This is a genomic window from Paenibacillus sp. Soil787 (assembly GCF_001429545.1).
Lineage (GTDB): Bacteria > Bacillota > Bacilli > Paenibacillales > NBRC-103111 > Paenibacillus_E.
On record NZ_LMSP01000014.1, the window covers coordinates 1 to 21,194 of the forward strand.

Genomic DNA, 21,194 nt, shown 5'->3' on the forward strand with positions numbered 1-21,194 from the left:
AAAGCTCTCCAAAAGAACTAATCGGTGTAGCATCCGGATTATTTAATACATCAAGATACCTGGGAACCCTATCTATCACCCATGCGTTTTGAAGCGGCCTATTACGCTCGGATAACTGGGTAGAAACAGCAATTCGTTGTGTCCAACCTATTGACTTAAGATCATTATGCGCTTAATCAGCTTGGACGCGCGGGATGAAGTGTCTGAGAGGTCGATTTCCGACTTCTCAGACACAGTTAGCGGGCTTCGGCTCGCACAGCTCTGGCTGTAAGCGCGTTATCCGCGCTTATTTGCTCCGGTGCTCCTGAATAAGTGCGCTATCTGCGCTCTTTCGTTTGAGTTACTGAATCGGGTCAGGAATCATATTCTTTTCCAGCAGTTCGCTATTCGTCTTCATATGTTTCATTTCATTCCCCAGCTTCTTCATTTCATCCATATCCTGCGCCATGGAGCCGTTGTTAGCTTCTGCCAAGGATCTGCCTGCTGAGCCGTTACAGAGCCTCTCTAATTCAATTAGTTTGTCCAGCGCTGCCCGGCGAACTTGCAAAGGAACGAATTCGTTCTCTTGAAAGTCGGCTTCATGGAAGTGTACGGTTGTATTCCCGTGCTCAGAGGTAAATGTGGTTAACGTAAGCGGGTAGGAGGCTGATGTGGCATCGTTATAAATCTCAAATTTATAGACCGATTTCTCCGTGTACTGGATACGTTCTAACCCCAAGTCTGTTAACTGTTGATGAAGTGTGCTTTTATCCATTGTAATTCCTCCTTTCAAGCATGCGTCAAATCGTGCGACGTACTTACGAATCTATGTGATGTGTTCCCTTAATGTTGATTGTTCTGGTAATTTGTTTTGGCAGCCTGTAAAGACTCAGCTACAAGCTGTTTGCTTTCTGTGACCTTATCAGCGGCTTCTGTTGCTTGATGGCTAACGGAGCCCGCCATATCCTTTGTTTTCTCACTGACTGCTGAGGCAACTTCCTGCGTCTTCTCACTAACAGCTGACGCGATATCTTGTGTTTTGTCACTTACGGTTGAGGCAATATCCTGTGTTTTCTGACCTACAGCGGAAGCTAATTGGCTTGTTTTATCATTGAACGTGCGATACGTATTCGACAAGTCTTCACGCAGCTCCGACCCGGCTTTGGGGGCTAATAACAATGAGGTTATCGCGCCGACAGCGCCGCCGATTAGTAGACCTAGCAATAATCCGCCTTTGTTTGTTCCGACTGCTTCACTCATGAGTCATCTCTCCTTTAGTTTGGGTGTTTGTGGTGTTGCCATGCTTCATACTAGGATGTAACCTTCTTTGTCTCTTTTGAAACACAAATAGCTCGTTTTTATTTCCATTTCATTATATAAGCAAGAAATTCCAAGTATTTCTGTGATTGATTTTTTTTCGAATGGGTAGTAGATAAAATAAACGATTCAACATGTTGGATAATAACTTATGGTAAACTACGATGAGGGTTTCCGTAACTTTTACCCGAAAGGGGTTTGAGTAATGAGTATTGTGATAGTAGACGATAACGCGACAAATTTACTTATTATTGAAAAAATGCTGCTGAAAGCCGGTTACACCGATTTGGTCATGGTGTCTTCTGCCAGAGAGCTGTATCAATTATTAGATATGGATTCACCAAGCACGGTTGAAGTGCCAGTTGATTTGATTTTGATGGATATGATGATGCCGGAAATTGATGGAGTGGAAGCTTGTCGAACGGTTCAAGCAGACGAAAGGTTCCGGGATATTCCGATTATTTTCGTGACGGCTATGGGGGATTCCAATAAGCTGGCTGAAGCGCTGGATGCCGGGGCACTCGATTATGTGATGAAGCCGATTAATAAAGTGGAGCTGCTTGCTCGTATTCGTTCTACGCTCCGCTTGAAATATGAGAAGGATTGGCATAAAGAGCGGGACAAGCGGATTAAGTATGAGCTTGATTTGGCCAAACAAGTACAGCTTAGTGTACTGAGCAGCCCCTTTAAGGATGAGCATATCCAGATTTCCGCGGTCTATAAGCCCTCTTCTGAGCTTGCCGGTGACTTCTATGCCTGGTATCCGATTGGACCGAATCGGCATGGGATTATTTTGCTGGATATGATGGGTCACGGCATTTCATCTTCGCTTGTCTGCATGTATATTTATTCCGCATTGAAGGATACCATCACGAACATTTGTGATCCGGAAGGCGTCATGCGCGAGCTGAATGGGCGGATGAACCAGCTGCATCAATCAGATAACCTGATTAATTACTATTTTACGGCGATTTATATGGTTCTGGATACGGAACGGCGTACGATTGAGTATGTGAATGCGGGGCATCCTGCAGGCATCGCGCTTCTAGATGGTGAAGTGAAATTGCTGACGGAAGGCTGTTGTGCTCTTGGCTTTTTTGAGGGGATTGAGATTACCAAAGGTGTTATTCCCTATGAGAAAGAAGCCCGAATTGTCTTGTTCACAGACGGTCTCTCGGAGTGGCTCGATGATGAGCAGGAGGACGGCATCACCAAAATCACGGGAAGCTTGAAGGAGACGACGACGCACGATCCCGATGGCTTGGTTGAGCGTATTTATCCTTATGCCAAAACGGGTTCTCCGCAAGACGATATGTGTTTGGTTATGATTACAACTTAGGAGTTAGCTGTGAAAAACATCGCCTCAGCCAGCAGATTGGCGAGAGCGGTTTATATCTATAACGAACGCGCAAGTTTTATCCCAAATGGGGATTAAAACTTGTGCGTTTGTTGTTTCAATAGACCTGAAGGCGTGTAATAAGGAGTATTAGTCCAACACGTTGGGAGGAATTGGGATGACGACATTGGCATCGGAAGCCAGTTCAGACGCATTATATTTGTTACATGAGGGTACGCAGTATCAAAGTTATCATTTTCTGGGTTCCCATGTGGAAGAGCGCAACGGTCGGAAGGGGGTTAACTTCGCAGTTTGGGCGCCAAATGCCAAGCAGGTTAACATTTCAGGAAGCTTCAATGGATGGAATGGCAGTAATCATCAGATGTCGCTAGCAGATGGTGTATGGACGCTGTTCATTCCGGAACTTGGTGAAAGCACGCTATATAAATATGAAATCGTCACATTGGACGATGAATGCTATCTCAAATCAGATCCATATGCCTTTCATTCCGAGCTTCGACCTGGAACGGCCTCCATTGTAACTTCATTGGAAGGTTATGAATGGCAGGACGAGGATTGGCTTGAGAACAACACGTCAAACCAATTCCTTCACAAGCCGCTTCTTATCTACGAGGTGCATTTGGGTAGTTGGAAACGCAAAGAGGACGGTGGATTCTACAGTTATGTGGAATTAGCTGACGAGTTGGTCGATTATGTGCACGAACGGGGCTACACCCATATTGAGCTGATGCCGTTAGAGGAGCATCCTCTGGATGCGTCTTGGGGCTATCAGGTAACCAGCTATTTCTCAGTGACGAGTCGGTTTGGATCACCAAAGGACTTCATGTACTTCGTAGACCGCTGTCATCAAAAGGGGATTGGCGTCATTATGGATTGGGTGCCCGCACATTTCTGCAAAGATGCTCACGGCTTGTCCCGATTCGATGGGACACCGCTTTATGAATATGCAGACAGCCGAAAAGGTGAACATCCTACTTGGGGGACGCAGGTATTCGATTATGCGAAGCCGGAAGTTCTTAGTTTCTTAATCTCCAATGCCCTATTTTGGATGGATGTCTATCATATTGATGGGCTAAGAGTGGATGCGGTTTATAGCATATTAACGCTGAATTTTGATCGAGAAGAAGAGGATCGTATTGTGAATGAACAAGGCGGCGATGAGAATCTTGAAGGAATTGCCTTTCTCCAGAAACTGAATGCCGTCGTATTCTCTAGGTATCCGAACGCCTTGATGATGGCAGAAGATTCGAGCTCTTATCCAGGTGTAACCGCATCCGTCGAGAATGGCGGATTAGGCTTTAATTACAAATGGAACTTAGGCTTTACGTGGAACACGCTTGGGTATATGAAGAAAAATCAGGAAGAACGCAGCAGTCAGGAAGATCAATTGACGAATTCGCTCCTAAATGCTTGGGATGAGAATTATATTCTCCCCTATGCGCATGATGAAGTGGTTCACTCCAACAAATCCCTTCTCGGTAAAATGTCAGGTGACGACAACTGGCAGCGTTTCGCTAATCTGCGAGTGCTTTACACTTATATGATGGGACATCCGGGCAAAAAGCTGCTTTTTATGGGGAATGAATTCGGTCAGATCGATGATTGGAATTCGAAAACTACGCTGGAATGGGATTTACTGAAATTCGAAGAACATCAGCAATTTGAGCATTATGTGAGAACGATGAATCACTTCTACATAGCGGAGAGAGCCTTATGGGAGTTGGATTATGAACCGAACGGGTTCGAACCGATTAACGCTGAGGATAAAAGCGATGGACTGGTAAGTTTCATTCGGAACGCTGAAAACGGCGATGAACAGCTCGTCCTCATTTGTAATTTCAAACCTGAGACTCATGAGGGATATCGATTAGGGGTGATGAGGCCCGGTCGTTATCGAGAGGTCTTTAATAGTGATAAGCAAGAATTCGGTGGATCGGGCGTGACGAACGATAATACGCTAGTCTCCGAAGAGTGGACATGTCAGGATTGTCAACACAGTATAACGGTATCGATACCTCCCCTTGCAGCAATCGTACTCAAATATATTCCTTCGGAAGGATGAGATGATTATGAAAAAGCAGGAATGTGTAGCCATGCTATTGGCTGGCGGTCAAGGTACTAGACTGGGTCCTTTAACTAAAAATATCGCTAAACCGGCTGTTCATTTCGGCGGTAAATATAGAATCATTGACTTTACCTTGAGCAATTGCCGTAATTCCGGTATGGATACAATTGGTGTGCTGACGCAGTATAAACCTGCTATCTTACATGCTCATATTGGCAATGGGGAAGCTTGGGACATGGCGAGTGAAAGCGGAGGTATCTCCATTCTGGAAAGGCAGGTTGGCGCACCGAATGCTTATTCGGGGACAGCGGATGCCATTTATCAAAATATATCCTACCTTTGTGAACATGATCCAAGCTACGTGTTAATTATTTCTGGCGATCATATTTATAATATGGATTACAGATTTATGCTCGAGCATCATAAAGCTTCTGGTGCCGATGCAACGCTTTCGGTAATTCCAGTGAGATGGGAAGAGGCAAGCCGGTTCGGCATTATGAACACGGACGAGCATCACAGGATTACCGAATTTACTGAGAAATCGCTCAAACCTGTTAGCAATCTGGCTTCCATGGGCGTTTATATATTTAATTGGGGTGTGCTGAAGGCAAGTCTGGAACAAGATGCGGAAGATATGGCATCGAGTCATGATTTTGGTCATGATCTTATTCCAGGACTGCTGGCTGGAGGGGCCCATTTATCTGCTTATCCTTTTGAAGGGTATTGGAAAGATGTCGGTACGGTCGAAAGTCTATGGGAATCCCATATGGATTTACTTGGTTATACGCCAAAGCTGCAATTGGATCACGATACATGGCCTGTGCTGACCCAAGAGCGTGATCTTCCGAAAAGTTATGTCGCAGTAAGTGCCAGAGTTAACAATGCTGTTATAGGAGACGGCGCAGCCATTCATGGCAATGTAAGTCATTCTGTTCTATTTGATGGCGTTAGGGTTGGAGAAAATAGTAGGGTACTGAACAGTGTCATCATGCCGGGTGTTCAGATTGGGAGAAACGCACTTATTCTTAATGCTGTTATTGGAGAAGGATCCATTATTAAAGATGGAGCTATTGTTGGTAAGCTAGGAGGTGCAGACATTACTGCAATAGGTGAGAAAATAGTGGTAGGACGACATTATCCAGCTGTGATACCAGCTAAGTTAACGGATACGAGGCTGAATTTCGGTTAATCAGACGTAGTTAATGCTTACGATGCAAGCTTTGCTAAAGCAAAACTCAGTAAATGCTTACGAAGCTAGTTTTGCTACCGCAAAACTCTGAGGAGGAGTGTATGATGAAAAATGTCCTTGGCATGATCAATCTCATGAATGAACAGGATGATTTATCAACGCTTACACGCAATCGTTGTGTCGCTGCTGTGCCTTTTGCCGGTCGGTATCGACTGGTCGATTTCGCGCTTTCCAATATGAGCAATTCAGGCATTCAGAAGGTCGTGGTTCTGGCCAATTCGAAGGCGGATTCGCTGCTTAAACATCTGGGTGACGGGCATCACTGGGGTTTAGATGCTTCCGATGAAGGAGGGGTTTCTATCCTGCCGCCTTTCTCCCTATGGATTGATCCTGCGAGTGATACGCGATCCTTTGACCATGGCGACCTCCTTCATCTATACAGTCATCTCGATTATTTAAGGTCGTGCACCGAAACCTATATTTTGCTTGCGCCTAGCAGTGTTATTTATCGTTCTAACTTCGAAAATATGGTTGATTACCACCTCAGCAGCGGCGCGGAAATTACGGTTCTCTTTAAACATTTAACAGAGACTGACCGTCATGCGCATATTGGTCGCGCTTACAACTTGGAGATGAATGATCAAGGCCGCGTTCTCAGCGCCTCTCCCACCTATCACGCTCTGCCATGTTTAACACCGCAAAATATCGATTTGGATACGATGGTTATGGAGCGGAAACTGTTGATTGATCTCATTGAGAAAGGATTGAAGCGCGGGAGCGAGATCTATCTGAAAGAGGTTATCTGGGCTCATCTGGCTGGTATTCATGTACAAGGCTATGCCAATCATGGGTATATGGCGATTATGGACTCCGTAGACAGTTACTATGTACACAGCATGGACCTCCTGCAACCGCAAGGCTGGAAGCAATTCATGATTAATCAAGAGTTTGTTTATACGCGGAAAGAGGAAGAACAACAAACGGCCTGTAATCATGACGCGCTGATCCGTAATTCGTTCGTCGCTCATGGCTGCCGGATTGAAGGCTATGTGGAGAACAGCATCTTGTTTCCAGGTGTGACGGTCAGTAAAGGCGCCAGTGTTAAGAATAGTGTCATCATGCATGACTGTGCAATTGAGGCCAGCGTATATTTGGACAGGGTTATCTTGGACAAGCAGGTCGTTGTTGAGCAAGGAGGCGTGCTATGCGGTCAGTACGCACATCCTTTTGTAGCTGAGAAAAGTGAAGTGATCTAATCCAAACGTGCGAGAGTAGGAGGATCGGTTATGAACGTAATATTACGTGATAAAGGTGCTAAGCTGCTAACACACATAACGGGCTACCGCAGCCGTGTCTATAAGCTAGTATTGTTCTTTCTAGTTGTTATTCTAGCGATGATTATCATCAGTTGGACTACTTCAGAACATATCGGTGAACCGGAGATCATTCTTTCACCGGAGATCATCACTCTGATTCCGAAAGGATCAGATGACACTTTCGTACCCGTCCTGCCATCTACTCTTGCTGCTGTACAAGCGGAGCCTAGTAGTGATGGTAGCGCCAATAGTGCTAGTTTGCAGGTAGCTGAAGCTAGTGCTATGGTTCCGATACTCCATAGTCTAAAGGGAATCTCACTTTATGATAATACGGAGGCAGTCGTTGCTAAGAAGGGGTACCCGCTATCGTTTGTCCAGGATCCCCACTTAAAAGAGGCCTTTACGTATGAATATCCGGATATGAATATTGGTTTCCAAGATGATATCGTGACTTTTGTGCAAATTCCAGCCAAGGTGGGGCACGTTCAAATCAATGACCAACGGATTTCGTTGACGATAACCGATGTGAAGCGGCTGCTGGGAGAACCCGATTTCGTAGCGGAGGATGGCATCATCTTTCAGCGGGATGAAAAACTTATTAAGCTTTTTATTGCACCGGAGACACAAGAATTGATAGCCATCGATTATTATGATCTTTCTAGTACGTAATGTCTTCAGCTGGCCTCTATGGTCAGCTTGAAGGCGTTTGCGGGAGATCTTCCGAATTTTAGGCAGAGCTTGTGTAAAAGGAAGAGGCTTGTTACTATTTAAAGAAAGTAACGTAAGGGAGTGTGGCTAATGCCAGCAGAGAAGTTCCAAGTTGATCAAGAAGAATTGGAGAAATCTATACAGCTTCGTATCAGTGGGGAGCTCGATTTGGCTGCGGCCTTAACGTTCCGTCATGCGCTCGAAGCGGTTATTCATCGGGCGGATAAGGCGTTAATCCTCGATGTCGGACAGTTGAGGTATATTGATAGCACGGGGATTGGCATTGTGGTCTCGGCTTTGAAAATTCGCGATGAATTGAATGCGCCGTTCACGGTTATTAATATCCCGGCCGGCATCAAGCGGCTGTTTGATCTTACAGGAATCTCAGGTTTCCTGAACGAAGGGATCGAAGGAAGCGCATGAATATCATTCGTTTACAAATACCCGCGGCAGCGGAATACTTGGATATCGTAAGACTCAGTCTCTATGGGGTTGCTACCAAGTTAGGTTTCTCTTATGAAGATATCGAGGATATGAAGGTGGCGGTTTCGGAGGCTTGCAACAATGCTGTACTTCACGGGGAACCGCAAAGTGGCAGCGGGCAAATCGAAATAAGCTATGAGCCCGGAGACGACAGATTGACTGTGAAAGTGAAAGATGATGGCACAGGCTTTAATTACCAAGAACGCCAAGAGCATACGGTCCCTTTGACCGGGGCTTCGCCCAGCGAACTGCAGTCTGGTGGCCTTGGCATTTATCTCATGCAAGCGCTGATGGATGAGGTTATCGTGAACACAGACGGGGGAACCGAAGTCACGCTCGTTAAATATGTCCAAAACAAAACCACGAATTGACGGGGAAACCGGCAATCCGTGGTTTTTTACTAAGCTAAGTGAGATTGTGGATACATCCGGAGTCTCCTTGTAAGAGACTGTATTCTCCTGGATTATCGTTTCCCGGTTTTTGGGGAAAGGAACAATTTCTTTTCAAACTATTTACCGAGGTACGCATCCAGCATCCAGCTGTGCTTCTCCAGCGATGAACGAATCTCGATGAGCAGGTCGGCTGTCGGTTGATCCTTTTGCTCTTCAGCCAGTTCAATTCCCTCTGTCAGCTCCGAGCAAATGCGGGTGAAATCACTCACCAGCTGCTTAACCATTTGCTCAGCGGTCTCCTCATTCTTAGCTTCCTTAATGGACGTTGTTGCCAAATGTTCCTGCAAGGTTGCTGTCGGAATCGTACGAAGTGATAGCATTCTCTCAGCGATAACGTCTAGATGCAAGGCGGCCTCTGTATACAATTCTTCGAATTTAATATGTAGGGTAAAGAAATTCTCGCCTTTCACATACCAATGATAGTTATGCAGCTTCATATAAAGAACCGAAAAGTTAGCAACCTGTTTGTCAAGAATCTCCGTAATCGGACTTGCTTTCGTTGCAGTTTTAACCATTGTGAAATCCCTCCACTTAATTAGTATGGTTGTGTATACGTATAAGTACCCTGCCCTATTCCTTTTGAATCAAAAATCGAAAATCTCTGCAACCATTGTTTCAGATGCCTAGAACGGGGGTAAGCAATAAGTAATTAAGCAGATAGGGGTGATTGAAATGTTAGTACAAATGAGTGCGATCATTGCAGCCGTTACGTTTGTGTTCCTTGTCTTCTATTTGATTCAAACTTTGAAATCACTGAAAAATTCATTAGATCAGATCACATTAACGATGGGCCAAATGAAGAATGAAGTCACACAGATCAGTTCGGAAGTACAAGATGTTATTCTCAATACCAATGAGATGGCCATAGATGTGCGTGGGAAACTGTCGAAGCTTAATCATCTGTTCAGCTCGGCTCAGGATGTAGGACAAGTGATTCACGAGTTGACATCGTCGGTGAAACAATCAGCCACGAGCCTAGTCTCAGCGGTTAAACAAACTCAGCCCCTTAGCACGAAATGGAAGACGATCTTGCAAGGAGCTGCCATCTCGTATGAAATGTTGCAAAAAATGAAAGCTAAAAAATCACCGCAAGCCGGTGTTACGAAATAGAGAGGGGTCATCTTGTGAATGCTATGCGTAAATTTATTGTCTACAAACAATCGAATGGGAAAGAAAATATCATATACTTAAGTGGAGAGCTCGATTTATCGGCTGCATCCGAGCTGGCCGCCGTGCTTGACTCGGTCGTTCATAAAGGCAATGAGATTCTAACGTTGGATTTAAAAGAGCTGCGTTATATTGACAGTACCGGAATTGGCATGATTGTCTCCGTGCTTAAAGTCAGAGCAGCGATGAGGGCAGCCTTCCGTGTTCATCACATCCCTGCCAAAATCCAGCGATTATTCGAGCTCACTGGCATCTCCCGCTATTTGGTAGATCGTGAAGACCAAAGCCAAAACCAAGGTGTAATAGAAAGGAACGAAGAAATCATATGAGCCCATACATTGGTCTTACGATACCGGCAAAAGCGGAATATCTAGATATTGTTCGACTCACCTTATATGGCGTTGCCACGAAAGCAGGCTTTACTTTTGAAGATATTGAAGATATGAAAGTTGCTGTAGCAGAAGCTTGTAATAATGCGATCCTGCATGCTTATTCTTATGACCAATCAGGAACCGTGGAGGTTCAATTTGAGCATAGCAACGGTTATTTGCGAATTTCTGTGAAGGATGAAGGCAACAGCTTTAACTACGTCCAAACAGATGTGGAAGCAGCTACCATGCACCATAAATCCATTAGTGAAGCGACAGTGGGGGGACTTGGTCTGTTCTTGATGCAAGCTTTAATGGATGATGTACAAGTACTGACACATAGCGGTAAGGGAACCGAGGTTATTCTGACGAAGCAATTGGCAGGCCAGCTGAATAGAAAAGAGGAAATGGTATGAATGCGAATGCATCATCCTCGAAACCGTTATATGAAATGTATTCGAAAATGAAGATTTATAAGGAAACCGCATGTCAAGAGACGGCTACGGCGCTGCTGCTGCATTATGAACCCATTGTTCTTATGGCAGTAAACAAGATGTCGCGGAGCCGTCCTGATTTATATGAGGATTTATTTCAAGTCGGACAGATGTCGATGCTGCGGCTTTTTGTACAGTATGACAGTTCCATGGAGATTCCGTTTGAAGCGTATGCTATGAAAAGCTTAATTGGTCACCTGAAAAATTATTTGCGTGACAAGTCCTGGTACATACAGGTTCCAAGACGAATTAAGGAGAAAGGTTCGCTGGTCCAGCGTGCCCTGGATGAACTGACCGTGAAGTTGGAACGTTCGCCAAGTATCGATGAGATTGCTGCTTATTTAGAGCTGAGTCCGGAAGAAACGATTGAGATTCTGGCAGGCCGCGATTATTATAATTATACATCACTAGATACTCCGCTCACGAGTGATGGGGATAGTGCGACGATTGGCGATATGATCGCTGGTCCATCGGATGACTATCAAACCATTGAGAGGCGCATGGATCTGGAAGAGGCGATGACTTGTTTGAAAGAGGAGGAACGTACGGTTATTGGTCTCATCTATCATGAAGGACAATCGCAACGGCTCATTGCTAACCAATTAGGGATTTCTCAGATGAGTGTATCCCGGATTCAGAAGCGGGCGATTGATAAGCTGAAGACAGTCTTAAACCAGAGCACATAAGGAGGCAACTCGATGCCGGGTAACCATTTTCAATTGGAATACGGGAAAAAAGTACGCTTAGAAAGCATTGATCCTAATGAAACTGGAGCCCTTCACGACCGGGAAGAAGCCGAGCCGAATATCGAGCGTCTGAGTGAACGATTAGAAGCCTTGCAAAATATTCTGTACGCCGAGAAGAAGCAGTCTGTTCTTTTTGTGATTCAGGGCATGGATTGCAGCGGCAAAGACGGCGTCGTGAAGCGTGCTCTCGGAGGATTGCATCCACAGGGCTTTCAAGTAAGCAGCTTCAAAGCGCCTACCGAAGAGGAAGCCGCTCATGATTTCCTATGGCGAGCTCATAAGGTAGTGCCTGCGAAAGGATTGATCGGGGCTTTCATTCGGTCTTATTATGAGGATGTACTGATAACCCGCGTACACGACTGGATTAGCGATTCAGAAGCGAAGAAACGATTCAAGCATATAAACCGATTTGAGAAATTGCTGGAGAGCAACGGAGTGAAAATCGTTAAGATTTTCCTGCATATCTCCAAGGATTTTCAACTTGCCAAGCTGCGGAATCGGCTAACGGATCCAACGAAACGTTGGAAATTCGACAAGAATGATCTCGTGGAACGAGAGTCCTGGGACGAATACCAGAAGGCTTATGAAGATGTGTTTAAGCAGTGCAGCTCGGCTTCTGCTCCGTGGTATGTCGTGCCTGCTAATCATCGCTGGTATCGAGATTGGGCCGTTTTGCAAATTGCTGTAGAAGCGTTGGAAAGCATGAATTTAGCTTATCCGGAATCCGATCCGGAGCTCGATCAGTTGCTAGATCAATTATAGAAGTAAGCTCACAGTTATCTCTCTTGCTCTCTTAATGTGGTATAGTGAGAATAGTAGGTTGTTAACATAACATTCGCTACGAACTGTACTAGGAGGCAAACATGTTTAAATCTATTCCTATCAACATAAAGACGAAAATCACGTTAGGATATGTCTGTATTATTCTATGTTTAGGGGCTGCTCTCTTAGTGGTGAGTGATCGAATAACCTCTCTTCAGAAGGAAGTAGACTACATATCCACGCATGATATTGAAGTGCGCGATCTCCTTAATGCTATACAAAAAAACATGATCGATATGGAAACGGGAATGCAAGGCTACGTTATTACAGGGGATGAACAGTACCTGGATCCCTATGAGGCCGGCAGCCGAGCATGGCTCGATAATTATAATAAGCTTAATCTATTAATAAGTGATAATCCTGCCCAACAGAAAAGCTTGGAGCAGATCAAACCAACGATTCAGAACTGGATCAAGAATGCTGGCGATAACGTTGTTAAGTGGAAAAAAGAAAACAATACAGCAGCCATTAATGATTTTTTTAAACAAAATTCAGGAAGAAAATTGATGGATCAGCTGCGTACGCAGTTTGATTCCTTTCTTAGGGTTGAACAGCAGTTAACGGCTGCAAGAGTCGACCTATTAGCCAAAAGCAACTATAATCTTAGAGTTGTTCTTTTTAGCGTTTTGGGTATTACTTCGATTTTTGCGGTTCTGGTGGCTATATTTCTGTCGAATTCGATTACTAGCACGATCCATCGTGTCATTAAGACAATTCGAGATATTGCAGCTGCTGAAGGAAATCTAGATGCAAGAATTGAAGTGAAAACCAATGACGAGATAAGAGTGCTGGCCGAAGCAACGAATGATTTATTGGCAAGCTTAGACAAGCAAAACTGGATTCAGACCAATATCACCGAAGTATCAACCTTGTATCAGGGGATTAGCGATATCACAGAATTGAGTGAAACCGTTGTGAATAAGCTAGCTCCTATGCTGGATGCTGTCTACGGTGTTGTATACCTCCGTAATAACGGTGGGGGCAAGACTCGGTTTGTGAAAATAGCAGGATATGCGGCATCCGGGGTGGATCCTTCATCTGCTAGTTTTCAATTAGGGGAAGGCTTGGTCGGTCAATGTGCCGTAGATAAGCGGATTTTCTTGGTGGATAATCTTCCGGAGAGTCATATTAAAATGACGTCAGGTCTAGGCGTGTCGACACCTCGAAGCTTACTGGTAGCACCTATCATGGTGGAAGGCAAAGCGGAGGCTGTTATTGAGTTAGCTTCCCTTCACCCCTTCGAATCGAAGCATCTAACTTTGGTAGATTCGCTGCAAGAGAAATTCGGAACGGCGATTACGAGTGTGCGAAGCCGAATGGAAGTAGAACGTCTGCTTTCGGAGTCGCAGATGTTGACGGAAGAACTGCAGGCACAATCGGAAGAGCTGCAGACACAGTCTGAAGAACTCCAGATGCAGCAAGAACAGCTGCGGATGACGAATGAGTTCCTGGAGGAACAGAACCATTTCGCAGAGCAGAAAGCGATAGAATTGAAGAAAGCGAAGGATGAGCTGGAAGAGTTCTCGCGTAAGCTTCAGACGAGTTCGCGGTACAAATCCGATTTTCTGGCGAATATGTCCCATGAGCTGCGAACACCGCTGAATAGCATTATGATTTTGTCGCAAATGCTTGCGGAAAATAACGGTGATATGCAAATGTCCGAGGTTGTGGACTATTCACGTGTCGTTTATGCCGCAGGCAATGATCTGCTCGCGCTGATTGACGATATTCTTGATTTATCCAAAGTAGAAGCGGGTAAAATAGAAATTATGACCGACGAGGTCAACGTAACCGAAATTCCGCAATTAATGAAGCTCATGTTTGCTCCTGTAGCGGATAAGAAGGGGCTGGATTTCGAGGTCATTTTGGAACCGAATGTGCCCAATGTGATTTTGACGGATGGCCAACGCATGCAGCAAATCGTGAAGAATCTGTTATCTAACGCTTTTAAATTTACCGAGCAAGGCTCTGTAACGATGAAAATCGCGCTCGCTGACCCTTCTCGAGTCAAAGAGCTGCTTCATAGAGATCCGGAAGAAACCGTACTGGCCATTTCGATTACAGATACCGGAATAGGTATCCCGATCGATAAGCAGCAGGTTATTTTCGATGCGTTCCAACAGGTAGATGGTACAACGAATCGCCAATACGGCGGAACAGGACTTGGTTTATCGATATGCCGCGAGTTTACTCGATTGCTTGGTGGATCCATTGTTGTGAAAAGCGAGCTTCATAAGGGCAGCACGTTCACCCTCTATGTGCCGAATGCTCGTGAATCGGAGCCTGAGGTCCAGAAGAACAATCATCCGCGGGGGGAAATTGCAGCAGCTAGCGAGGGATTGAAACTAGATACTACGGTAACTGTTTCGACGGAACTTAGTATTTTGATAGCGGAGCAGCCAATGGCTGAGCCTATAAGCTCAGATTCGCAATTGTTTCATGGTAAAAGGGTGCTTCTCGTAGACGATGATGCGCGTAATGTTTTCGCGCTTGTCACGGCACTTGAGACGAAGGGAGTTGCTGTGGTAATTGCTGAGCACGGCAAGCATGCCCTGGAGCTTTTATCCGTAGATTCCGACTACGACCTTGTATTAATGGACATTATGATGCCGATTATGGGGGGCTATGATGCGATGAAGGCGATTCGCGGCAAGCTGCAGCTGCACGATTTGCCCATCATTGCACTAACGGCGAAAGCCATGAAGAGTGAGAAAGAGAAATGTCTGGAGTCCGGCGCTTCCGACTATATCACCAAACCGCTGAATATGGATCAACTATTCTCGCTTATGCGGGTATGGTTGACGAAGCAGGTGAAGAAACATTGATGCGCCAGCCCTTGGATTATTACTCCGAATTAGAAGAACTGCCCTATGATGAGCTGCAAAATATTGAGATTAATCTGCTCTTGGAAGGCTTATATCAGATGTACGGGTTCGATTTCCGTCATTATGTGCGTTCATCCTTACGCAGGCGAATTCTCAATCGCATGAAAGCCGAGAAATTGCCCTCCATCACAGCACTGCTAGAAAAAGTCCTGCACAAACCCGGCTTCGTGGAACAATTACTGAACGACATGTCCATCCGTGTGACAGAAATGTTCAGAGATCCAAGCTTTTTCAGCGCTTTTCGTAATCAGGTCGTTCCCGAGCTTAGGAAGTATCCTGAGATTCGGATTTGGCATGCAGGCTGCGCCACTGGCGAAGAAGTGTACGCGATGGCGATCCTGATGCAGGAAGAAGGCTTGGCTGAGAGAACGAAGATTTATGCGACGGATATGAATGAGAAAGCGATTGAGAGCGCGCAAAAGGGCGCTTTCCCACTGAAGCAGATGCAAGTCTATACGAAGAACTACTTGGAATCTGGCGGGACCAAAGCCTTCTCCGAGTACTATACAACAGACCATCAATATGCTTATTTTCAGCCGCTGATGAAAGAAAATCTGATGTTTGCGCAGCACAATCTCGTAACGGACGGCTCCTTTAATGAATTCCATGTCATCCTGTGCCGCAATGTCATGATCTATTTCGATACGAAGCTGCAGCAGCAAGTCCACAGCCTATTTCATGGCAGTTTAATTCCAGGTGGATATCTAGGCTTAGGAAAAAAAGAATCCATCCTTTTCGTGCCCGAAGGGGTGCAATACGATGACTTCGTACCGCAGGAACGTATTTATCGTAAGAGATGATTTGCTGGACACTCTCCCTTGGAGAGTGTTTTTTTGTTTGGATAGGGGAGGAGGCGGAGCCTGCTCTATGCGAGCTAATATTGGGAGACATACAGCGGTGAGTCAAGCGGCGCGAGATAAGCAGGAGGTGATCCTTGATTTTGCGATTAATTACCGAGCCGAGCAAGAGAATATGGAGTTAAAGGCACTGTTCGAACGTCTTGATAAAAGGCTGGAATATGAACATAAAAGATGATCATTAAATAGATGAGTTCATATTTTCCAGCTACAAATGTTTCATTACTGGGCGATATGGTTAATAGATTACATGGCAAGAACAACCAATATTCGATGATGAGAGAAGGTGTTTCCTATGTTAGGTTGGGCCATTATGTTTCTAATCATTGCGCTTGTAGCTGGTGTTTTTGGATTTTTTGGGATTGTCTCGGCAGCGGTAGGGATTGCCAAAGTCTTATTCTTCGTATTCTTGATTATGTTCGTCGTATCCTTGATTTTTGGAAGACGCAAAGGCTTTTAATAATAACTTTTACACAGCACTAACCCAATAAATAATAGCCAAAGAGGAGGAAATAACATGAATACTTATACCAGAGTGAGTGTAACATCGAATCTTCAAGAGGCGCAGAATAAAGTGCAGCAATTGTACAGAGAAGGCTTTGAGCGAGAGCATATTTACGTGCTGATGCATAGTGCTGAGGGTACTGACTTCGTCGCCAACTACACGGGCGCTGAGCAGATCACCATGGCTGAAGAGGGTGTGCTGACATCGATTGCTAATCTGTTTCGTTCTCGCGGCGATGGGCTGCGGGCGAAAATGAGAGCGCTCGGTGTGCCCGAATTGGAGGCTAGTCGTTTGGAAGGCGAGCTGGATAAAGGGAAAATCCTTGTTCTGGCTACCCCTTCCACGGAGGTTAGAGAATATAATGGCGCAGATTTTCAACGCACTATTTTATAGGGAAACGTTAGTTGAGGCTATTGAGCGATAAAAGGAATGAAAAGAGGGACTCCTTTACGGGGTCTCTTTTCTGTCTGTTGAAAGTCCGTAAAAGTTAAAATAAATGTATTGACTAGTATACAAGTATGCTAGTATTATAAACATAAAGCGTTTACAATAGAAATCAGGTGAGAATATGGATTTACCAAACATAACAACGAAACGAGAAACATTATCCGATAACGCTTATCAAGTGATTAGAGACGCCATTGTCTCATTGCGCTTGGAGCCTGGACAGATGGTATATGAAGCTGAATTAGGCAGCACATTGGGAGTGAGCCGTACACCGATTCGGGAAGCATTCCGAAAGTTGATGGCCGAGGAATTAATTGAGGTTCAACCCCAGCGCGGTGCCCGGATCGCCTATATGTCAAAGAAGAAAATCGATGAGGCCCGATTTGTCAGAATAAGTTTAGAGGCAAACGCTTTCAAGGAAGTTGCCAAACTGTGGAACCCGGAAGAAGCAAGATTTCAAAGGCTTTATACGCAAGTGAAGGGAATATTAGATGACCAGAAGAAAATGGTTGACGAGCAGAACTTCGATACCTTCTTTCAGTTGGATGAAAAATTTCACTATACTTTACTTGAAACTTTAGGAAATAACACTTTGATATCCATCATTAATCAAATGAGGGGCCATTTGAATCGCATGCGATATTTGGAGCTTCAGGAAACGAAACACATGAGACGACTTGTGACGGAGCACGAGGGTATTTTTGATGCCATAACTTCGAACAACGTAGAATTAACAGAACGTTTGCTGAGTGAACATATCCTCTTGCTTGAGGGAAGTATGAACGATCTTATTCAGAAATATTCCCATTATTTTCGATTGTAATAAAATTTTGCACCAAATGAATACGTTTACATGCTCCATTCGTTTGTTTTGGATACTTTTGAAATAAACGAATGAGCAAACTTGTATACTAGTATATTTATAATATTGAAGGGGGGAATGTGGAATACGAAAGAAGAAAGGTGTTCGCTTGAAGAAACCGAGGATTTAATCAGTGTTAATGGGGATCTAATAGATGTGCCAAAGTATTCAAACAACTAAATCATGAGGAGCATGAGTATGAAAAAGAGATTTTTTACTGCAGTGGCTTCGGTAACGATGGTGTTTTCATTAGTGATTACAGGCTGTGGAAAAAGTGCGCCTGCAGATAATTCCTCCGCCAATAACAGCAATTCCAAGCCTATTGTACTTCGGGTGGGATATATACTATCCACCGGCAGTGATGCCGATAAGGGTGCAGAGAAGTTCAAAGAACTGGTTAATAAAAATAGTAAGGGTCGTATTGATGTACAAACGTTCCCTAATTCCCAACTTGGCAGCGACCAAGATATGATAAACGCTCAACAAAGCGGCAGTCTGGAGATGGAAATATCCGGAGATGGACCGGTTAACATTTTTGAACCTGGCTTTGGGGCATTGACCATGCCATTCGCATTCCGCGACACGGACCACATGCTTAAAGTATATAACGGGCCCATCGGTCAGCAGTTGAATGAAGCTTTTGTTAAGGATAAAGGCGTTCGTCTCGTTGGTGTTTGGGCGCGGGGGCCTCGTTATCTAACCGCAAATAAAGAGATTAAGACGCCTGCAGATCTACAAGGTTATAAGCTGAGAGTCCCAACACAGACAACTTATGTGGAAACATGGAAAAAGCTAGGGGCAATTCCGACGGCATTGAACCTTTCAGAGCTTTACACCGCACTGCAGCAAGGGGTTGTTGGCGGACAAGAAAACCCTTTGGCTATTATCTCTACCTCCAGCTTTTTCCAAGTTCAAAAATATGTGATGGATACGCAGCATGTTTACGGACCCTATTTAGTTACTGTCAGCGATAAGTTTTACAGCAGCTTGCCAGCGGATCTGAAAAAAGTTGTCGAAGATGCACTGAAGGAAGCTACAACTTACGAAATAAGTGTGGTCAAAGATGGAGAAACTCAATTCCGTACTGATCTGGAGAAGAAGGGCATGAAATTTGTTAACGTGGATCGCCAGGCATTTTTAGATAAGATGCAGGGCTTGCCGGAACAATTAGAAAAGTCACTCAAATGGATTCCAGGCCAATATCAGCAAATTGTCGAAACCAAGTAATAGAACAAAATGATTGAGAAGTTACCTTAAGGACATATCGGTTGCACATACTGAGTCTAAGTCAACTTGGTGACTTCTCTAAACAGGTGGTGTAAGTACTTATGAAAGAAAACTCATTCAAACGGTGGTTAGACACCGTTCTAGGTATTTTGGTAGGTATAGCCGTGATTGGCGAACTCGTGGTCATCTTCGGCAACATCATTGCAAGGGAAGTATTTCATGCACCGGTTCTTTGGGCTGATGAACTAGGACAGTTGGCTCTCACGACCGTAGCTTTTTTGGGTGGTGCGCTAGCCTATACCCGCAATGAGTACATCGCAGTTCACTCTGTCATTGACCGTTTACCGAAGGCATGGAGGCCGACCATCGATGCGTTTGTCGAATGGCTGGTGTTTACAGGGTCCGTGCTAGGTGCCTATTATTCGATTGGAGTCATCAAAATGCGCTGGAATGAACACACAGCGGTTTTGGACCTCCGTATGGGATGGTTTGTTATTCCCCTCACGGTTGGGCTGACTTTAATTGCCGTTTACGCATTGCAAAGGTTGTGGCATCTGAAGCGACTTCCTGTACTTATAAGCAGTATCGTCGTTCTGGTTTCGCTGGGGATATTGATAGCAATCAATCATTTATGGGGACCGCTTGGAAACTCAGCTCTTGTAAATTGGATCGTGTTCGGATCCTTTGCCGTACAACTCGCTCTTGGAGTACCTGTTGGCTTCGTACTTTCTGTTGTTTCCATGATGTACCTTTATCTTTCTGGTAGAGGAAGTTTGACACAGGTTCCAATGACCATGCAAAATGGCGTCCTTAATTTCGTCTTATTGGCTATTCCTTTTTTCATGATGGCTGGATATATCATGACAGAAGGTGGATTAGGCAAAAGGCTGGCTGATTTTGTTGTATCTATTGTTGGGAGAATTCGTGGCGGGCTTCTTCAATCTATGGTCGTCACTATGTATATTTTTGCTGGTTTATCGGGCTCCAAAGCAGCCGACGTGGCAGCTGTTGGCTCAACTTTGAACCCTATGCTGAAAGATAACGGGTATGAACCAAACGAGGGTGCTGCCGTTCTGGCCTCCGCTACGGTTATGGGGGAAACGATCCCTCCCAGTCTGCCGATGCTGATTGTGGGGTCCATCACGACGATTTCTGTAGGTTCTCTGTTTATGGCAGGGCTTTTGCCAGCTGCGATGATTGCCGTTTGTTTAATGGTGGCGATTTATATCAAAGCACGCTTGTCTAACAAATATCCGGGAACGAAAGGTGTGCGTCTATCTGAAGTCGGCAAGCGTGGGGTGATTGCCATTCCGGCCTTGCTGGTTCCCGTTTTACTGATCGGCGGGATCGTCACGGGTATTGCTACTCCCACTGAGGTTTCGAGCTTTGCCGTTGTTTACTCCTTACTTGCGGCAGGGTTGTTTTATAAGGAGCTGACCTGGAAGAAGCTCTGGGATATCATGGTAGATACATCCGTTAAAGCCGGTATGCTCCTTTTCATTACTAGTGCGGCCAGCGCTTTTTCCTGGACATTGACGGCAGCAAGTTTGCCGCAAAAAATTGCCCAATTTATGGTCAGTTTGGCCGGGCATTCGAGTCTGATTTTCATGCTAGCTACTGTCATTATCTTGATTATTATGGGGGCTTTACTGGAAGGTATACCTGCCCTGCTAGTCTTTGCTCCACTTCTGGTTCCGATTGCGCCGCAATTCGGTATTGATCCCCTGCAGTATGGCATCGTACTGATCATTGCTATGGGACTTGGGGCTTTCTCTCCTCCTATAGGGATTGGACTTTATATTGCTTGTTCCGTGAGCGGAACAAAAGTAGAGGACACCTCTCGCGCGATGGTGCCGTATTTAATTGTTTTGTTTATCGGCTTGCTGCTCGTAGCTTTTGTACCATGGTTTAGCCTTATAGTACCCAAGTTGATGCATCTGAGTTAGAA

Annotated in this window: 23 protein-coding genes; 20 read left to right on the forward strand and 3 right to left on the reverse strand. The window is 45.0% G+C overall.

Going from position 1 to position 21,194, the window contains the following annotated elements; genetic code table 11:
• Window positions 1-340: 340 nt before the first annotated feature.
• Together ASG93_RS16490 and ASG93_RS16495 are read right to left on the reverse strand one after the other, a co-directional pair.
• Window positions 341-754 carry a hypothetical protein gene (locus ASG93_RS16490; RefSeq protein ID WP_056833658.1) on the reverse strand — a complete coding sequence of 138 codons (414 nt, stop codon included), beginning with the start codon at window positions 752-754 and terminating at the stop codon, window positions 341-343.
• 68 nt (window positions 755-822) lie between these two features.
• Window positions 823-1,239, reverse strand: coding sequence for a YtxH domain-containing protein (locus tag ASG93_RS16495; RefSeq protein ID WP_056833659.1), 417 nt, complete (start codon window positions 1,237-1,239; stop codon window positions 823-825).
• 262 nt (window positions 1,240-1,501) lie between these two features.
• On the opposite strand from ASG93_RS16495, the gene ASG93_RS16500 reads away from it, so the two are divergent.
• The 7 genes from ASG93_RS16500 (at window position 1,502) to rsbW (ASG93_RS16530) (ending at window position 8,785) form a co-directional block, all read left to right on the forward strand.
• Window positions 1,502-2,635 carry a PP2C family protein-serine/threonine phosphatase gene (locus ASG93_RS16500; RefSeq protein WP_056833660.1) on the forward strand — a complete coding sequence of 378 codons (1,134 nt, stop codon included), beginning with the start codon at window positions 1,502-1,504 and terminating at the stop codon, window positions 2,633-2,635.
• Between the two features lie 175 nt (window positions 2,636-2,810).
• The gene (glgB, locus tag ASG93_RS16505; protein ID WP_056833661.1) at window positions 2,811-4,715 is read left to right on the forward strand and encodes a 1,4-alpha-glucan branching protein GlgB; all 1,905 of its coding nucleotides are present in this window, start codon (window positions 2,811-2,813) and stop codon (window positions 4,713-4,715) included.
• 7 nt (window positions 4,716-4,722) lie between these two features.
• Window positions 4,723-5,907: a glucose-1-phosphate adenylyltransferase gene (locus ASG93_RS16510; protein ID WP_056833728.1), complete on the forward strand. Its 1,185-nt coding sequence runs from the start codon at window positions 4,723-4,725 to the stop codon at window positions 5,905-5,907.
• Window positions 5,908-6,008: 101 nt separating this feature from the next.
• Window positions 6,009-7,163, forward strand: a complete 1,155-nt coding sequence (gene glgD, locus ASG93_RS16515; RefSeq protein ID WP_162262859.1) for a glucose-1-phosphate adenylyltransferase subunit GlgD — start codon at window positions 6,009-6,011, stop codon at window positions 7,161-7,163.
• A gap of 30 nt (window positions 7,164-7,193) precedes the next feature.
• Window positions 7,194-7,892: a hypothetical protein gene (locus tag ASG93_RS16520; RefSeq protein WP_056833663.1), complete on the forward strand. Its 699-nt coding sequence runs from the start codon at window positions 7,194-7,196 to the stop codon at window positions 7,890-7,892.
• A gap of 129 nt (window positions 7,893-8,021) precedes the next feature.
• On the forward strand, window positions 8,022-8,354 hold the full coding sequence (locus tag ASG93_RS16525) for an STAS domain-containing protein (RefSeq protein WP_056833664.1): 333 nt from the start codon (window positions 8,022-8,024) through the stop codon (window positions 8,352-8,354).
• Window positions 8,351-8,785, forward strand: coding sequence for an anti-sigma B factor RsbW (rsbW, locus tag ASG93_RS16530; RefSeq protein WP_056833665.1), 435 nt, complete (start codon window positions 8,351-8,353; stop codon window positions 8,783-8,785). Before ASG93_RS16525 ends, rsbW (ASG93_RS16530) begins: the two co-directional genes overlap by 4 nt.
• A gap of 137 nt (window positions 8,786-8,922) precedes the next feature.
• Here rsbW (ASG93_RS16530) and ASG93_RS16535 read toward each other — a convergent pair whose 3' ends face one another.
• The gene (locus ASG93_RS16535) at window positions 8,923-9,381 is read right to left on the reverse strand and encodes a Dps family protein (protein ID WP_056833666.1); all 459 of its coding nucleotides are present in this window, start codon (window positions 9,379-9,381) and stop codon (window positions 8,923-8,925) included.
• Window positions 9,382-9,538: 157 nt separating this feature from the next.
• On the opposite strand from ASG93_RS16535, the gene ASG93_RS16540 reads away from it, so the two are divergent.
• The 13 genes from ASG93_RS16540 (at window position 9,539) to ASG93_RS16590 (ending at window position 21,192) form a co-directional block, all read left to right on the forward strand.
• Window positions 9,539-9,976, forward strand: coding sequence for a DUF948 domain-containing protein (locus tag ASG93_RS16540; RefSeq protein WP_056833667.1), 438 nt, complete (start codon window positions 9,539-9,541; stop codon window positions 9,974-9,976).
• 23 nt (window positions 9,977-9,999) lie between these two features.
• Window positions 10,000-10,362 carry an STAS domain-containing protein gene (locus ASG93_RS16545; protein ID WP_056833729.1) on the forward strand — a complete coding sequence of 121 codons (363 nt, stop codon included), beginning with the start codon at window positions 10,000-10,002 and terminating at the stop codon, window positions 10,360-10,362.
• On the forward strand, window positions 10,359-10,817 hold the full coding sequence (gene rsbW / locus ASG93_RS16550) for an anti-sigma B factor RsbW (RefSeq protein WP_056833668.1): 459 nt from the start codon (window positions 10,359-10,361) through the stop codon (window positions 10,815-10,817). Before ASG93_RS16545 ends, rsbW (ASG93_RS16550) begins: the two co-directional genes overlap by 4 nt.
• Window positions 10,814-11,581 (forward strand): sigma-70 family RNA polymerase sigma factor, encoded by a 768-nt coding sequence (locus ASG93_RS16555; protein ID WP_056833669.1) that lies wholly within the window; start codon window positions 10,814-10,816, stop codon window positions 11,579-11,581. Before rsbW (ASG93_RS16550) ends, ASG93_RS16555 begins: the two co-directional genes overlap by 4 nt.
• A gap of 12 nt (window positions 11,582-11,593) precedes the next feature.
• Complete coding sequence (locus ASG93_RS16560; RefSeq protein ID WP_056833670.1) at window positions 11,594-12,403, forward strand: PPK2 family polyphosphate kinase; 810 nt, start codon at window positions 11,594-11,596, stop codon at window positions 12,401-12,403.
• 101 nt (window positions 12,404-12,504) lie between these two features.
• A complete protein-coding gene (locus tag ASG93_RS16565; RefSeq protein WP_056833671.1) occupies window positions 12,505-15,288 on the forward strand; it encodes a CHASE3 domain-containing protein in 2,784 nt (927 codons plus the stop codon).
• Window positions 15,288-16,148: a CheR family methyltransferase gene (locus ASG93_RS16570; RefSeq protein ID WP_056833672.1), complete on the forward strand. Its 861-nt coding sequence runs from the start codon at window positions 15,288-15,290 to the stop codon at window positions 16,146-16,148. The genes ASG93_RS16565 and ASG93_RS16570 overlap by 1 nt, the downstream gene beginning before the upstream one ends.
• A 67-nt stretch (window positions 16,149-16,215) precedes the next feature.
• Window positions 16,216-16,383, forward strand: a complete 168-nt coding sequence (locus ASG93_RS35145) for a hypothetical protein (RefSeq protein ID WP_156410931.1) — start codon at window positions 16,216-16,218, stop codon at window positions 16,381-16,383.
• Between the two features lie 117 nt (window positions 16,384-16,500).
• A complete protein-coding gene (locus ASG93_RS34190) occupies window positions 16,501-16,665 on the forward strand; it encodes a DUF1328 domain-containing protein (RefSeq protein WP_082562263.1) in 165 nt (54 codons plus the stop codon).
• Window positions 16,666-16,722: 57 nt separating this feature from the next.
• Window positions 16,723-17,103, forward strand: a complete 381-nt coding sequence (locus ASG93_RS16575; protein WP_056833673.1) for a general stress protein — start codon at window positions 16,723-16,725, stop codon at window positions 17,101-17,103.
• 175 nt (window positions 17,104-17,278) lie between these two features.
• Window positions 17,279-17,980, forward strand: a complete 702-nt coding sequence (locus ASG93_RS16580) for a GntR family transcriptional regulator (RefSeq protein WP_056833674.1) — start codon at window positions 17,279-17,281, stop codon at window positions 17,978-17,980.
• 237 nt (window positions 17,981-18,217) lie between these two features.
• The gene (locus ASG93_RS16585) at window positions 18,218-19,246 is read left to right on the forward strand and encodes a TRAP transporter substrate-binding protein (protein WP_056833675.1); all 1,029 of its coding nucleotides are present in this window, start codon (window positions 18,218-18,220) and stop codon (window positions 19,244-19,246) included.
• 101 nt (window positions 19,247-19,347) lie between these two features.
• Window positions 19,348-21,192, forward strand: a complete 1,845-nt coding sequence (locus tag ASG93_RS16590; RefSeq protein ID WP_056833676.1) for a TRAP transporter large permease subunit — start codon at window positions 19,348-19,350, stop codon at window positions 21,190-21,192.
• The last annotated feature ends 2 nt before the right edge of the window (window positions 21,193-21,194 follow it).